The sequence below is a fragment of the Nonomuraea sp. NEAU-A123 genome (assembly GCF_018603905.1).
In the GTDB taxonomy this organism is placed as follows: Bacteria; Actinomycetota; Actinomycetes; order Streptosporangiales; family Streptosporangiaceae; genus Nonomuraea.
Map to the genome: position 1 here is coordinate 319,051 of NZ_JAHFZZ010000003.1, position 13,897 is coordinate 332,947.

The following is a 13,897-nucleotide window of genomic DNA, read 5'->3' on the forward strand; positions in this document are numbered from 1 at the left end:
CTGCTACTTGGACGGCTCCAGGACGTCGAGGCCGACGTAGGGGCGCAGCGCCTCGGGGACCACTACCGAGCCGTCGGCCTGCTGGTGGTTCTCCAGGATCGCGACGATCCAGCGGGTGGTCGCCAGCGTGCCGTTGAGCGTGGCCAGGTGCTGGGGCTTGCCGTCCTTGTCGCGGTAACGGACGCCCAGCCTGCGGGCCTGGAACTCGGTGCAGTTGGAGGTGGAGGTCAGCTCGCGGTAGCGCCCCTGGGTGGGGATCCACGCCTCGCAGTCGAACTTGCGGGCCGCCGACATCCCGAGGTCGCCCGCCGCCGTGTCGATGACGCGGTAGGGCACCTCGATCTTGGCGAGCATGTCCCGCTCCCAGGCGAGCAGCCGCTGGTGCTCCTCGCGCGCCTCCTCGGGCCGTACGTAGGAGAACATCTCCACCTTGTCGAACTGGTGGACCCGGATGATGCCCCGGGTGTCCTTGCCGTACGAGCCGGCCTCGCGGCGGAAGCACGACGACCAGCCCGCGTAGCGCAGCGGCAGCTCGTCGCCGCCGAGGATCTCCTGGGCGTGGTAGCCCGCCAGCGCCACCTCCGAGGTGCCGACCAGGTAGAGGTCGTCCTCGGGGAGGCGGTAGATCTCCTTGTCGTGGGCCACGTGGAAGCCGGTGCCCTGCATGGTCTCCGGCTTGACCAGCACCGGAGTGATCATCGGGGTGAACCCGTTGGCGATCGCCTGCTGCATGGCCATGTTGAGCAGGCCGAGCTGCAGGCGCGCGCCGACGCCCTTGAGGAAGAAGAACCGCGAGCCGGACACCTTGGCGCCGCGCTCCATGTCGATGGCGCCGAGCTGTTCGCCCAGCTCCAGGTGGTCTTTCGGCTCGAAGTCGAACACGCGGGGCTCGCCATGGGTTTCGAGCACGACGTAGTCGTCCTCGCCGCCGTGTGGCGCGTCCTCGTCGACGATGTTGGGCACCGACTGCACGAGCTCGTCGAGCTCGGCGCCCAGCGTCTCGGCCTCCGCCTCGGCGGTCTTGACCTGGCCGGCCAGGTCCTTGCCCCGCTGAAGCAGCCCGGCCTTCTCCTCGCCCTGCGCCCTGGAGACCGACTTGCCCAGACTCTTCTGCTCGGCGCGCAGGGACTCGAACGAGGTCAGCGCGGCGCGGCGGCGCTCGTCGAGGTCGAGCAGCGTGTCGACGATGGAGTCGTCCTCGCCGCGGGCACGCTGCGAGGCCCGTAGCCGGTCGGGATGCTCACGAAGGGTACGCAGGTCAATCACGGATAAAGGCTACCGGCGCCCGGTGACCGCCCGCCTCCGGATTAGACGCGTCCGGCCCGGATTCGGGCCAGCCAGTCTCCTGCCTCGGCGAACTCCGGGTCGGCCGTGCCCTTCTTGATCTGCGGAGCGACGCCGTCGGCACGCGGGTAGCTGCCCAGGAAGCGCACCTCGTCGCAGATGCGATGCAGACCGGAAATGGCCTCACCGACGCGGGCGTCGGCGACGTGGCCCTCGAAGTCGAAGTGGAAGAAGTAGCGGCCGATGCCGTCGCCGGTCGGCCGCGACTCGATGCGGGTCAGGTTGACCCCGCGTACCGAGAACTCCGTCAGCATCTCCAGCAGCGCGCCCGGGTGGTCGTCGGCCAGGAACACCACGAGCGTGGTGCGGTCGGTGCCGGTCGGCGCGGGCAGCGCGCCCGCACGGCTCACCCGTACGAACCTCGTCACGGTGTCGTTGCGGTCGCCGATGTCGTCGGCGAGCTCCACCAGCCCGTAGTGCTCGCCCGCGATGCGCGCGGCGATGGCCGCGTCGTACGGTGAGCCGGGCAGCGAGACCTCCTGCGCCGCGGCGGCCGTCGACGGCGCCGCCACCACGACCGCGTCGGGCAGCTCGCGGGCGCAGAACGCGCGGCACTGCGTGATGGCCGCCGGATGCGTGTAGACCCGCTTGATGTGCACGATCTCGGTGTCGGGCCTGGCCAGCAGCGAGAAGCGCACGGGAAGCAGCAGCTCTGCCGTGATCAGCAGCGGCTCTCCCCAGGCGAACTCGTCGAGGGTCGTGGTGATCGCGCCCTCGATCGAGTTCTCCAGCGGGACGACCGCGCCGTCGGCCTCGCCGTTGCGGGCGGCGGCCAGGGCGGCGGCGACGTTGGCACAGGGCAGACGGTCGGCTTCGGGCTCCAGGAGTCGCAGGGCCTCTTCGGTGAAGGTGCCTTCCGGTCCGAGATAGGCGAGTCTGGGCATGCATACAGAGTATCCGCAGGTTACCGGGTGGCGTGTGAACCTTTACTCACCCGGAAATCTCGCAGTACTCGCACGGAAGTCTCGCAGTTCTCGCAGCCGAGCCCTCTTCACCACCGGCCCGCCTGAGCGTCTATCAGCGGGCCGTGACCCAGCCGGGCGGCTCGCACCGCCTGCTCCTCCTCCGGCGACAGCGGCTCCTCCCCCTTGCCGCTCACCACCGGCCGCACATAGGTGCGGGTCTCGGACCGTCCGTTGATCGAGGTCAGCACGATGCCGTCGCCCAACCCGTTGATCATCGCGATCGAGAACGACAACCTCCCGGCCATCTCCTCAAGCGCGTCGTAACGGCACACGGCCACGTCGCGGATGGCCTTGAGATCGCCCTTGCCCTCGCTCGTCTGCCGGACCAATTGCTGCCGGCATTCGTCGAGCGCGGTCCTGGCCTCCTTGAGCGCCCGAAAGCCGAGGCAGACGCCACTCACCCCGGCAACGAGACCCACCATAACCCATACAGTAATCAGCACGTAACAGAGAGTAATGACTTGTCAAGCCAGGTCGCGCCGTTTCGGCAACCAGGCGACCAACAACCAGACCAGCCCCAGCGCCCCCAGCCCGAACCCGTCCTGCACGATCTTGTCGAGCACCGGCACGCCCGCCACCTTCAACGCCACACCCCACCAGGGGACGGGCAGCACGTAGTACAACCAGACCCCCACGGCGACCCGTAGCCTGACCGGATCCCGCCCGTCACCCACGATGGCCCCCAGCACCACGACCACCCAGGCGAGATGGTGGATCCAGGCGACCGGCGACAGCAGCACGGCCATGAGCCCGACCAGCGCGACGGCGGTCATCGGATCCTTGGCCCGATACGCGTCACGCGCCCCGCGGAAGCCGTACCAGCCCACGACCGCCACCAGGCCGATCCAGAGCACGGACGTCACCGTGTCGTTCATGTAGAGGCGGATCAGCATGCCGCGGATCGACTGGTTGGTGGTGGCGGCGTTCGCGCCGAGCCGCTCGGGATCGAACAGCGCCGAGAACCAGAAGCCGGCCGCGTCGTGCGGGATCACCAGGAACGGCAGCAGCGTGAGCAGCGCCGCGGCGAACGCCGCCATGAAGAACGTCCGCCACTGCCGCGTCACCAGCAGATAGATCAGGAAGACGCCCGGCGTGAGCTTCACCGCCGTGGCCAGCCCGATCAGGAACCCCCGCGGCCACCACGGCCGCCTGGCCACACAGTCGACCAGGCACAACGCGACCAGCAGAATGTCCACCTGACCGAACCGGACCTGGTCCCGAATGGGCATCAGATAGGCGCAGGCCACCACAAGGAAGGCAAAGACCCACGGCGCGTACCGCTCCACCCCTCCACCGGCCACCCCCTGCCGCAGCGTTCCGCCACCCGCATCTGACCCTGGCGCTTTGCCGCCCGTGTCCAGCCCTGCCGCGTTGCCGCCGGAGTCCTTCACCGGCGCTTCTGTGGACGAGCCGGTCTCCACGTCGATCCCGCACGCGCGCTCTTCTCCAGCCGTCCCCGGCGCGCTGTTCGCGCTGTCCTCGGTCCCGGCCGTGTGCTCGTCTCCCGTTCCCCCTCCGGGCCCGCGTCCGACCAGCACCCCTCTGAAGGAGTACGCCACCACGACGGCGAGCGACAGGAAGACCCCGGCGGTCCACACCCACTGGGCGGTGTCCCAGGACATCTTGGCCAGCAGTACGGCCAGCATCGCCGCGATCGGCGGGTAGGTGAACGGCAGCAACTGAGGCGCGGGCGTGGCGAACTCGTAAACGGGCCGCCCCTGGAGGATCATCTGCCCGCCGGTCCGGTACACATCCAGATCGACCAGCCGCTGATCGTCAGGATTCGTCAGCCACTGCTGCACCAGCGGTGCGACAGCCACCACGATGACCAGGACGGCAATCGCCCAAGCCCACCACTGCCGCCGGATCGTCGTCGCCCTGCCACCTGTCACGGTGTGGCACGTTACCGTGGCTGTTGTTGATCGAGCGCGTCGTACTGGGGGTCCCGCACATGCCGCACGCCACCTTCAGCGCGCCCTCCCCCACCCCGAACCCCCGCCCGGCCCTGACGGCGACCCCACATCTGAGCCCTCAAGAGCCCCCCGCGAACCTGCACCCCGACAGCACCCTCCCGGCCCCACAGGAACGCCACCAGCCCGTCGAACGTCGCCGCCCTGCGCCACGTCGCCGCCGTTCGACCACACACATCCTCTCCTCGCTGCTCCGTCGCCGCTCGGCCACAAACATCCTCGCCGCACTGCTCCTCACCACCGTTCTGGCACCCCTCTTCGACACGAGCCCAGCCGCCGCGGCAACGCCCACCCACACCTCGGCCTCCACCCTGCTCGCAGCCCTCGCACCCAGTTCGGACACCGCCTCCGCCTCCGCCTCCGCGCGCGGTCGTGTAGAGACAGAGACCTCCGTGCGTCGTCGTGTGGAGGCGGAGACCTCCGTGCCCGGTCGTGGGAAGTCGGGGGCCTCCGCGCGCGGTCGTGTGGCCCTTATTGGGGTGCCGGGGCTCCAGTGGAGTGACCTGGACGAAGCCCGTACCCCCAACCTGTGGAAGCTGGTCGCCCAGGGCGGCTCCGCGTCGCTTTCCACGCGTGCTGTGCCACCGCCCGACCGTGGCGTCACCTGCCCGATGGCCGGGTGGCTGACCGTGTCGGCGGGCCAGCGGTCCGGTACGGCCAGGCGTGGGTGTCCTGCGATCCCGGCGCCTCGAAGTGCCGGAGAGGGCGCCACGGTTCCGGGCTGGTCGGCGCTGGTCGCGTACCAGGCCGAGACCGGGTACGACGCGCGGCTCGGCACGCTGGGCGGGCTGGTGACGTCCTCGGGCGGCAAGGTCGCCGCCATCGGCCCCGGCGCTGCACTGGGCGCTGCCGACACGACCGGAAAAATCGCCAAATACGTCGATACGCCGGAGGCGCTCGGCGACCCCACTCCGTACAACCTGATCGTCCTGGACGCCTCCGACCTCGCCGCCGCCTGGGTCCGGCAGCCGCTCGACGAGTACGGCGTGCCGGCCCCTCTCCCCACCGCCACGAGACAGGCCGCCGTCGCGCAGGCGGATCGCCGCATCGGCGCCCTGCTCGGCAAGCTGCCGAACGATACGACCGTCCTGGTGGCGGGCACCTCCGACATCACCACGAACCCCCACCTCCACGTCGCCATCGCCACCGGCCCCTCCCCGAGCGGCCGGCCGTACCTGCACGGCTACCTGACGGCGACCTCCACCCGTCAGGACGCCCTGGTCACGATCACCGACCTCACCGCCACCGTGATCCAACTGCTGGACCTGGAGGCGCCCCGCGAGGTGGTCGGGCGCGCCTGGCAAAGCGACGTCACGGAGGCCTCGGCCACACCCGCCGACACGGTCAACGAGCTGTCGGACAGCGATCTGGCCAGCCAGGTGCTTCGTGAGGTTCGTGGCCCGTTCTTCGCCGTGTTCGTGACGGTCCAGTTGGTCTTCTACGCCTTCTCCGCCCTGGCCCTCCGCCGCCGTCGCCGCTCCGCCTCCGCTGGGGAATCCACAACATCGGAAATTCCCACCCCGGCCACCGACTCTCCTGAGCGCGTTAACGGCCCTGAGAACGCTGACGGGATCGAGGGTGCCGCTCCCGCCCGTCCCACGTCTGCCGGATCCACGCCTGGGGGAATCTCACCCGGTGGAGCACCGCCTGCCGAGTCCACGCCCACGGGGGCCTCGTCCGCAAAGACGGCGGCTGCTGAAGCCGGGTCCACGGGGATCTCATCCGAAGCATCGATACCCGCCGGATCCACACCAACGGACATCTCGCCCGAAGAAGCGACGCCCGCCGAAACCGGAACCACGGCGATCCCATCCGAAGCGTCGATACCCGCCGGAGCCACACCAACGGGCGCCTCGCCCGGAGAAGCCGAGCCCGCTGGAACCGGATCTGCGGGCATCTCGTCCGGCGAGGCTGGGGCTGCTGTAGGAGCCGGGTCTGCGAGGCACATCTCTGCGGAGACTCGCGGTGGCGCCAGTGGTGTCGGTGGGCCGTCAGCGGCCGGGCCGGTGTCGGCGAGTGCTTCTCGGCTGCTGGCGGTGGTGCAGGTTGTGGCCGTGGTCAGTGGGGCCATCGCCGTCTCCACGTTCCTCGCGCAGTTGGTGCCGTGGTGGGCCCTGCCCTCGCCGATGCTCGGCGTCATCGTGACCATTCTCGCCATCGCCGGGTTGATCACCGGGTTGGCGTTCGCGGGGCCGTGGCGGGCACACGTGCTTGGGCCTCTTGCCGTGGTCGCGGGTGTCACCTCCGTCGCTCTGCTTGTCGACGTCATGACCGGGTCGACGTTGCAGGTCAATGCGGTGACCGGGTACGAGCCCGTCACCGGGGGGCGGTTCTACGGGTTCTCCAACATCGCCTTCGCCGTTTACTCGACGGGGACCGTGCTCGGGCTGGCGGGGGTCGCCCAGTGGCTGCTCAGGAGGGGGGTGTCGAGGTTTGTGACGGTGCTGGTGTGTGGCGCGTATGGGGGGTTGGCGGTGTTCGCGGATGGGTGGCCGTCGTGGGGAGCGGACTTCGGTGGGGTGCCGGCCTTTGTGATCGGGTTGGCGGTCTTCCTCATCTTGCTGGCCGGCCGGCGGGTCTCGATCATGAAGCTGCTGCTGGTCGGGGTGGCGGGAGGTGTCCTCATTGGCGGCATCTCCCTCTTCGACTGGCTGCGGCCGGCGGCGCAGCGCACTCACCTGGGCAATTTCGTGCAGCAGATCATCGACGGTCAGGCGTGGACGGTGATCTGGCGCAAGTTCAGCGCGATGATCGGCGTCACCGTCGGCAACTGGTCTCTCACGCTGCTCTCGCTGGTCGCGCTCGCGTTCCTCTTCTGGGTGCTCAATCGGCCGTCGCGCTGGGGTGCCCCCGCGCTCGGTCAGGCGTACGCGCTGGCGCCGACGCTCCGGGCAGGGTTGTTCGGGGCGCTCACGTGTGCGTTCATCGGGTTTCTCATCAATGACTCGGGCATCGCCATCCCGGCCATGGCGCTCACGGTGGCGGTGCCGTTGACGCTCGCGGCTTCCGTACGCGCCCTGCAGCTCGCCACGCCCACCACACCAGAGCAGCGGTCAGCGCGATCAGTGCCCACGGGGCGATCTGCGACCTGACGATCGTACGGAGCCAGTCGAGGTCCTGAGGCATGACGTGGTCGAGGACTCGGGCGGGCAGGTAGGCGAGGGAGAGTATGAGCAGGTGCGTGAGCAGCAGCCCGTCGAGCGCCGACGCCCCGACCAGGGCGAGCACCCCGAAGGCCAGCCCGTCGTACCAGGGCAGGATGTACGGCGTCGCGAACAGGTAGGCGATGACGATCACGACGGCGACCACGGGGGCGCTCAGCCCGGCCGACCCGGGAGATGCGAGCGGGTGCGGTGAGCCCGAGGCGTGGAGTCTGGACATCAGGCGGAACAGGGACCAGGCCACCAGGGCGAGCACGAGCAGCGAGCCGATCTGGATCTCGCCCCGGTAGGCGCTGCCCTCGCCGACGATCGACTGCAGCCAGCCCTGGACGAGTTTCCAGAACGAGGCCAGCGAGATCGACTTGCTGGTGCGGGTCATCGGGCTGATCGCCTCGGGACCGACGATCACGTAGCCGACGACCACCATCGCCAGGGCGGTGCCCGCCATCAGGGCCAGGCGGGCGGGCCGCCGGCGCAGCTCCCAGGCCGGGCCCAGCGCCACCAGGCCCGCGTTGATCTTCACCGCCACGCCGGCGCCGAGCAGGAGCCCGGAGCCGGCCGGGCGGCCCCGGGCCAGGAGGGCGGCGACCATGCAGGCGATGGCCAGGGTGTCGATGTGCATGCCGGCGACCAACTGGTAGAGCAGCAGCGGGTTGGCCGTCCACAGCAGGGCCGCTCGCAGCCGCCTGGCGGGATCGTGTTCGGTGAAACGGTCGATCAGCAGGCCCGTCGCGATGAACGCGGCCGCGTTGACCAGGGCCAGGACGAAGATGGTCAGCCGGAGCGAGTCGCCGCCGATCCAGCTCGCCAGGGCCTGCACGGCCGTCGCCACCGGGCCGTAAACGCTCGGCTCCTCCTGCCAGGGGGCTTCGACCGCGCGGGCGATGGGGTCGGTCGGCAGGTCGACGGCGCCGTGGGTGTAGGGGTTGACGCCCAACGTCACCATGCGGCCGTACGCGGCGTAGTTGAGGTGGTCGCCGGAGCCCGAGGGCGGCAGGAAAGCCAGCAGGGCGGCGGCCAGGCAGCCGAGGCGCACCAGCAGCCGAGGGTCCGGCAACCACTGCTCGGCGCCCGGTGGACCGGTGGCGAGCAAGCCGCTCGGGGACGCGCGGGCGAGCGCGAGCAGAAGACCCAGTGAGCCGAGCGCACCGAGCACGATCGCGGCCGCGGCGAGGCCCACCACGAGGTGGGGGCCGGGATCCAGGTGCAGGGAGTAGGGCGGTTGCCAGGCAGGGCCGCTCAGCGCGGGGACCATGACGGATGGGCCCAGCAGTCCAATGGCGATCGTCAGCAGGATCGAGGCGCCGATCGCCGCCGTGGCCGGCTGCGCGAGCCGGCCTGGCGCCTTTCCGCGCCGCGTCTGCGAAGTCACCCGCAAATTCCAGCACACTCGCCAGGACGCTCAGGCCCGAGCTCAGCAGGCTGTGGATAACTCAAAAGAGCGTCCTACCGCGGATACGGCAGATACGGCAGGACCGTTTGAGAGCTCCGCGCATCGAGGCCCCCGTCCACGGACGCACCGCCGGAGCCGGCCTGAGACGCGCTGCCCGAGCCCGCTCGGCCTTCCACGGACGCGCCGTCGTCACCCGACCGGGCTTCAGGCACGCCCGACCGGGCTTCAGGCACGCCGCCGGCACCCGCCCGGCCTCCCATGGGCACGCCACCGGCACCTTCCCGGCGGCTTCGCTCCGCCGCGAGCACGATCTCCGCCACCGTCTCCTGGACGTCGCCGCGGATCTCCACGTACCGCAGCAGACCGGTACGTTCCAGAACGGTCACCAACCGTTCTGGAGGGTTCGCCAGGATGATGCGGCCACTCCGCGTGGCCCGTACGCGCTGCAGCGCCACCGCCAGCGCCCCGACCAGGGAAGAGTCGTAGAACACCACGTCAGCCAGGTCGAACACGAGAATGGGCCCGTCGGACCAGTCCCACACCTCCTGGATGCGCGCGCTCAGACGCGCCCGACCGGCGTGATCCAGCTCGCCGCTCGCTCGAAGGACAGTGCAATGAACGTGTCGGATGGTGTCGATTCGCACTGCACGCGCGCTCATCGTCCCACTCACCTTCCACTAGCGTCGCTATCCTTCTGCCCGGGAAACGCCATGTCCAACGGTTCCGGACGGGTGAAGGCCATCACAGCGCCACCCCGTCAGACGACTTCGAAGGTGGCCATCATGGCCATGTCCTCGTGTTCGAGGTTGTGGCAGTGGACGACATAGCGGCCGCGATAACCGGTGAACCGGGTGATGATCTCGACGGTCTGGGCGTCGCGCAGCTCAACCGTGTCCTTCCACTCCGGCGGCCCGGCGGGGCGCTCACCGTTGACCGACAGCACCTGGAACTGCGCCAGGTGCAGGCGTACGGGGTGGGCGACGTCGCTGGTCAGCCGCCAGATCTCGATGTCACCGAGCTTGGGCCTGGCCTCGATCCTCTTGGGGTCGAAGGGGTTGCCGTTGATCAGCCATCCGCCGCCGCCGTGCATCGTGCCGCTGGTGAAGTCGAAGTCCCTGGTCGCGGCGGCTTTCGCCGGGTCGAGTCGGTCCACGTTCGACAGCACGCGCGGGATCGTCGAGTCGTCGGCCGTCATGACGCGTAGCAGGGGAAGGAACTTCGGTGTCATGACCGAGATGGTGTCTGCTGTCCCCACCCGGGTCGTCGTGCCGGGGAAGACACCTGCGACTACGACGTGAGGTCGCAGACCGGGCGCGACTACCACGCAGGGAGTAGCGCCGGTTCCGACCTGGTGCGGAGGAGGGCGACCGGGAAACGCCGTACTGTGCAGTAATGAGCACTCGGTGGCGGCCGTTCGCGGCCGATGCGGCCGTCTCGGTGGCGCTGACCGTCATGCTGCTGGTGGTCGCGCTGTCGACGCCGGGCACGGGCGTACTGGACTATGTCGTCGTTGTAGCCGGTTCGCTGTCGCTTCTCCTCGTCCGCCGGGCGCCGGTGGTGGCGCTGGTGATATGTACGGCCTGCATGCTCGTCTTCTCGGTCGAGGCGCATCCGGGCCCAACGGCGGCCTTTCCCGTCATTGTGAGCGTGTTCGCGACGGTCAATGCCGGACATCGGCTGGTGGCCGCGGGCGCGGCGGCCGTGTTCCTCGGCGGCAGCCTGGCGGCGAACCTGGCCACCACCACCGACCAGCCCGCCCTGAGCATCCTCCAGAACACGAGCCTGCTGATCGGCTGGTTCGTCGCCGCGGGCGTGGCCGCGACGGTGAGCAGGCACCGGCAGGCGTACCTCCACCAGGTCGAGGAACGGGCCGCCGAGGCCGAGCGCACCCGCGAGGAGGTCGCCCTGCGGCGGGCGGGAGAAGAGCGGCTGCGCATCGCCAGGGAGCTGCACGATTCGCTCACCCACAGCATCTCGATCATCAAGGTGCAGGCGGGCGTGGCCGTGCACCTCGCGCGCAAGCGCGGCGAGGACGTGCCCCCGGCGCTGCTGGCCATCCAGGAGGCGAGCGGTGACGCCATGCGCGAGCTGCGGGCGACGCTGGAGGTGCTGCGCGACCCCGACGCCGATGCCGGTGAGGCGCCGGGTAGCGGCTTGGAACGGCTCGACGACCTGCTGGACCGGGCGCGGTCCGCGGGCCTGTCCGCCACGATGCTGATCACCGGTACGCGCGGGTCGCTGCCTGCCGAGGTCGACAGGGCCGCGTACCGGATCGTGCAGGAGGCGCTGACCAACGTCTCGCGGCACGCGGGCGGCGCGTCGGCGGCGGTACGCATCGACTACGGCCTGGACGAGCTGGTCGTGCAGATCGACGACGACGGCCGGGCCGGCGCGGACACGACCCACGTGCCCGGTGTAGGGCTTCTGGGCATGCGCGAGCGAGTCGCGGCCCTGGGCGGCCGGCTACGAGCCGAGGCCAGGCCGGAAGGCGGATTCACCGTCCGCGCCGAACTCCCCGTGAGCCTCCCCACAGAACTCCCCGCCGCGCTCCCCACGACCGTCCGCGCCGACTCCCCCGCGGGCGTCCCCCTCGGACTCCCCTTGGAAGGACGATCTTGATCCGCGTACTGCTCGCCGACGACCAGGCGCTCATCCGGGCGGGCTTCCGCGCCCTGCTGAGCGCCGAGGACGACATCGAGGTGGTGGCCGAGGCCGCCAACGGCGAGCAGGCCGTCACCCTGGCGCTGGAGCACCGGCCGGACGTCGCGCTCATGGACGTGCAGATGCCGGTGATGGACGGCATCGAGGCCACCCGGCGGATCGCCGCCGACGAGCGGCTCCACGGCGTACACGTGGTGATCCTGACCAACTACGGGCTGGACGAGTACGTCTACAACGCGCTGCGGGCGGGCGCGGGCGGCTTCCTGGTGAAGGACACCGAGCCGACCGACCTGCTCCAGGGCGTGCGGGTGGCCGCGCGAGGCGACGCGCTGCTCTCGCCCGCGATCACCCGCCGCCTGATCGGCGAGTACGTCGGCCGCCGCCCGAATCCCGCGCCCGCCAGGCTGGAGATCCTCACCAACCGGGAGCGTGAGGTGACGGCGCTGGTGGCCAAGGGGCTGTCGAACGACGAGATCGCCACCCAGATGGTGATCAGCCCGACCACCGCCAAGACCCACGTCAGCCGGGCCATGACCAAGCTGCACGCCCGGGACCGGGCCCAGCTCGTCGTCTTCGCGTACGAGTCGGGCCTGGTCCTGCCAAGGGGCTAGGGCCCCACGCGACATACTGGGCATAAGCAGCGCCAGGCGAGGTGCGTCGCGTATCCGAACGTGCTCTGGCGCATCCCTGAAGGGAGTGCCGGTGAGCATCATTTCGCGCGGCTTCCGAGGCCGGCGCAGAGAGGACGACGACCGGTTGCCGCCCGGCCAGTATCTGGTCGACGACTTCCCGGTGCTGTCGGCGGGGCCGACACCGCGGGTCCCGCTGGACCGGTGGGAGTTCGCCATCGACACCGAGGCCGAACAGACCCACCGATGGTCCTGGGCGGAGCTGATGGCGCTGCCGCAGGAGACGCCGACGGTCGACATCCACTGCGTCACCAAGTGGTCCAAGCTCGGCACCGGCTGGCGGGGCGTCTCGCTCGACACGCTGTTCGAGAACATCGAGACCGCCGTCGAGTACGCGCTGGTCTACTCGTACGGCGGCTACACCACGAACCTGCCCCTGGAGGACCTGCTCGACGGCAAGGCGTGGATCGTCCACCAGTTCGACGGCGAGGAGCTCGAACCCCGCCACGGCGGTCCGGCCCGGCTGCTGGTCCCGCACCTGTACCTCTGGAAGTCGGCCAAGTGGGTACGCGGCATCCGGCTGCTCGAAGAGGACTGGCCGGGATTCTGGGAGACCGCCGGCTACCACAACTACGGCGACCCGTGGCGCGAGCAGCGCTACGAGGGCGACTAGGTGCGCCGCCTGCCCTGGCGGGCCGCCAGGCTGACCGGGCTGCGCGAGGAGACCGACAGTGCCCGCACACTGGTCTTCCAGGTGCCGGGCTGGCCGGGGCACCTGGCCGGCCAGCACGTGGACGTGCGGCTGACCGCCGAGGACGGCTACAGCACCCAGCGCAGCTACTCGGTGGCCGCGCCGTTCGACGGCGACACGGTCGAGCTCACCGTCGAACGGGTGCCCGACGGGGAGGTCTCTCCGTACCTCACCGAGATCATCGAGCCCGGTGACCAGGTGGAGATCCGCGGGCCGGTCGGCGGCTGGTTCGTCTGGCGGCCCGAGAGCAGGTCGCCGGTGCTGCTGGTCGGCGGCGGCTCCGGCATCGTCCCGCTGATGGCCATGATCCGCGCGCGCCGCCGGGCGGGTAGCCGCGTGCCGTTCCGGCTGCTGTACTCGCTGCGCGATCCCAGCCGCCGCTACTACGCCGAGGAGTTGCGCCGCCCCGACGCCGGGCTCGACGTCGGCTATCTCTACACGCGGGCCGTCCCGGACGGCTGGCCGCGTCCGGCCGGTCGCATCCTGCTGGACGACCTGGCCGAAAGCGGCTGGCCCGCCGGCTTCGAGCCGGAGTGCTACGTCTGCGGCCCGACGGGGTTCGTCGAGGCGGCGGCCGATCTTCTGCTCGCACTCGGGCACGCGCCCGAACACATCAGGACCGAACGCTTCGGCCCGACCGGAGGCTGACATGACCACCGAACATCTGGACGGCAACGCCCTGGCCGGCCCGCTCGGCGAGATCTTCGCCGTGGACGTCACCGCGGCCGTCGGCCGGTGCGCGAGCTGCGGGCTGACCGGTCCCGTCGCCTCGCTCCGCGTCTACGGCCCCGCACCCGGGCTGGTCGCGCGCTGTCCCGGCTGCGACGAGGTCGTGCTGCGCCTGGTTCGCGGGCCCGGCGCGGCCTGGCTCGACCTGCGCGGCGCCGTGTCGTTGCGGGTGGAACTGCCCGAATAACGGATCTCACACGACCCGGCTTAGTACACTCGGCACGTCCAACCGGCCGAGATCTGTACGGCGGAGGTCTTGGCCATGGGCGGCGGCCCGCGGCCCCGTCCCATGGG

Annotated in this window: 13 protein-coding genes; 6 read left to right on the plus strand and 7 right to left on the minus strand. The window is 70.4% G+C overall.

The genetic code is table 11. From position 1 onward, the window contains the following. Window positions 1-3 precede the first annotated feature (3 nt). The 4 genes from serS to KLK06_RS59705 all read right to left on the minus strand — a co-directional run bounded on the left by serS (window position 4) and on the right by KLK06_RS59705 (window position 4,201). The gene (gene serS, locus KLK06_RS09690) at window positions 4-1,266 is read right to left on the minus strand and encodes a serine--tRNA ligase (RefSeq protein WP_214635016.1); all 1,263 of its coding nucleotides are present in this window, start codon (window positions 1,264-1,266) and stop codon (window positions 4-6) included. Between the two features lie 41 nt (window positions 1,267-1,307). After that, a complete protein-coding gene (gene pheA / locus KLK06_RS09695; protein ID WP_214635017.1) occupies window positions 1,308-2,228 on the minus strand; it encodes a prephenate dehydratase in 921 nt (306 codons plus the stop codon). Between the two features lie 107 nt (window positions 2,229-2,335). Further along, the gene (locus KLK06_RS09700; RefSeq protein ID WP_214635018.1) at window positions 2,336-2,731 is read right to left on the minus strand and encodes a DUF4446 family protein; all 396 of its coding nucleotides are present in this window, start codon (window positions 2,729-2,731) and stop codon (window positions 2,336-2,338) included. Between the two features lie 42 nt (window positions 2,732-2,773). Further along, window positions 2,774-4,201: a glycosyltransferase 87 family protein gene (locus tag KLK06_RS59705; RefSeq protein WP_308168181.1), complete on the minus strand. Its 1,428-nt coding sequence runs from the start codon at window positions 4,199-4,201 to the stop codon at window positions 2,774-2,776. A 470-nt stretch (window positions 4,202-4,671) separates the two neighbouring features. Here KLK06_RS59705 and KLK06_RS59710 point away from each other — a divergent pair, with 470 nt between their 5' ends. Beyond that, window positions 4,672-7,371 carry a hypothetical protein gene (locus KLK06_RS59710; RefSeq protein ID WP_308168182.1) on the plus strand — a complete coding sequence of 900 codons (2,700 nt, stop codon included), beginning with the start codon at window positions 4,672-4,674 and terminating at the stop codon, window positions 7,369-7,371. Here KLK06_RS59710 and mptB read toward each other — a convergent pair. The 3 genes from mptB to KLK06_RS09730 form a co-directional block, all read right to left on the minus strand. Further along, complete coding sequence (mptB, locus tag KLK06_RS09720) at window positions 7,253-8,812, minus strand: polyprenol phosphomannose-dependent alpha 1,6 mannosyltransferase MptB (RefSeq protein WP_308168183.1); 1,560 nt, start codon at window positions 8,810-8,812, stop codon at window positions 7,253-7,255. The genes KLK06_RS59710 and mptB overlap by 119 nt on opposite strands. 74 nt (window positions 8,813-8,886) lie before the next feature. Continuing rightward, window positions 8,887-9,492 (minus strand): STAS domain-containing protein, encoded by a 606-nt coding sequence (locus KLK06_RS09725; protein ID WP_214635019.1) that lies wholly within the window; start codon window positions 9,490-9,492, stop codon window positions 8,887-8,889. Window positions 9,493-9,590: 98 nt separating this feature from the next. Further along, entirely contained in the window at window positions 9,591-10,061 is a 471-nt protein-coding gene (locus KLK06_RS09730) for a multicopper oxidase domain-containing protein (RefSeq protein WP_214635020.1), read from the minus strand. 164 nt (window positions 10,062-10,225) lie between these two features. Between KLK06_RS09730 and KLK06_RS09735 the strand changes: the two genes are divergently transcribed. From KLK06_RS09735 to KLK06_RS09755, 5 genes are all read left to right on the plus strand, one after another. Next, complete coding sequence (locus KLK06_RS09735) at window positions 10,226-11,452, plus strand: sensor histidine kinase (RefSeq protein ID WP_214635021.1); 1,227 nt, start codon at window positions 10,226-10,228, stop codon at window positions 11,450-11,452. Then, window positions 11,449-12,105 (plus strand): response regulator transcription factor, encoded by a 657-nt coding sequence (locus KLK06_RS09740; RefSeq protein ID WP_214635022.1) that lies wholly within the window; start codon window positions 11,449-11,451, stop codon window positions 12,103-12,105. Before KLK06_RS09735 ends, KLK06_RS09740 begins: the two co-directional genes overlap by 4 nt. A gap of 91 nt (window positions 12,106-12,196) precedes the next feature. Then, window positions 12,197-12,796 (plus strand): sulfite oxidase-like oxidoreductase, encoded by a 600-nt coding sequence (locus KLK06_RS09745; protein WP_214635023.1) that lies wholly within the window; start codon window positions 12,197-12,199, stop codon window positions 12,794-12,796. After that, complete coding sequence (locus tag KLK06_RS09750; RefSeq protein ID WP_214635024.1) at window positions 12,797-13,522, plus strand: ferredoxin reductase; 726 nt, start codon at window positions 12,797-12,799, stop codon at window positions 13,520-13,522. Between the two features lies 1 nt (window position 13,523). After that, complete coding sequence (locus KLK06_RS09755; RefSeq protein ID WP_214635025.1) at window positions 13,524-13,790, plus strand: DUF6510 family protein; 267 nt, start codon at window positions 13,524-13,526, stop codon at window positions 13,788-13,790. Window positions 13,791-13,897: the final 107 nt, after the last annotated feature.